The 1,097-nt window shown below is 62.3% G+C and carries 1 protein-coding gene; it reads right to left on the reverse strand.

The genetic code is table 11. From position 1 onward, the window contains the following. Positions 1 to 1,028: elongation factor Tu (tuf, locus tag VJ307_07935; GenBank protein ID HJX74073.1), on the reverse strand; the 1,028-nt coding region annotated here is incomplete at its 3' end. Positions 1,029 to 1,097 lie beyond the last annotated feature (69 nt).

Genomic DNA, 1,097 nt, shown 5'->3' on the forward strand with positions numbered 1-1,097 from the left:
CCCACGTTGTCCCCCGGCATCACCATCTCCACGCCCTCCGGAAGCGTCGCCACCCCCGTCACGTCCGTCGTCCGGAAGTAAAACTGCGGACGGTACCCGTTGAAAAACGGAGTGTGACGGCCCCCCTCTTCCTTCGTCAGAATGTACACCGACGCCTGGAACTTCCGGTGCGGAGTGATCGAACCCGGCTTCGCCAACACCTGACCCCGCTCCACCTCGTCCTTCTTCGTCCCCCGAAGCAACACGCCGATGTTGTCCCCCGCCTGACCCTGATCCAGCAGCTTCCGGAACATCTCCACGCCCGTGGCCACCGTCTTCTGCGTCGGACGAATCCCTAAAATCTCCACCTCGTCCCCCACCTTGATCACCCCGCGCTCCACACGACCCGTCACCACCGTCCCGCGACCCGAAATCGAAAACACGTCCTCCACCGCCATCAGAAACGGCTTGTCCACGTCCCGGACCGGCATCGGAACGAACGAATCCACCGCGTTCATCAGATCCGTGATGCACTGGCAGGCCGCGCAACCTTCCTTCCCGCAACCGCACTCCAGAGCCTTCAGCGCAGATCCCCGAACGATCGGAGTCTCGTCCCCGGGAAAATTGTACTTCGTCAGCAACTCCCGAAGCTCCAGCTCCACCAGCTCCAACAGCTCCGGATCGTCCACCATGTCCACCTTGTTCAAAAACACCACGATGCACGGAACCCCCACCTGGCGAGCCAGCAAAATGTGCTCCCGAGTCTGCGGCATCGGACCGTCCGCCGCCGAAACCACCAGGATCGCGCCGTCCATCTGCGCCGCGCCCGTGATCATGTTCTTGATGTAGTCCGCGTGACCCGGACAGTCCACGTGAGCGTAATGACGCTTCGCCGTCTCGTACTCCACGTGCGCCGTCGCGATCGTGATCCCCCGCTCCCGCTCCTCCGGAGCCTTGTCGATCTGATCAAACGCCACAAACTGCGCCAGCCCGCGAGTCGCCAGCACCTTCGTGATCCCCGCGGTCAACGTCGTCTTGCCGTGATCCACGTGACCAATCGTACCGACGTTTACGTGAGGCTTCTTGCGCTCGAATTTCTGCTTGGCCATGTGCGTTCC

This window comes from Candidatus Deferrimicrobiaceae bacterium, from assembly GCA_035256765.1.
GTDB lineage: Bacteria > Desulfobacterota > Deferrimicrobia > Deferrimicrobiales > Deferrimicrobiaceae > CSP1-8.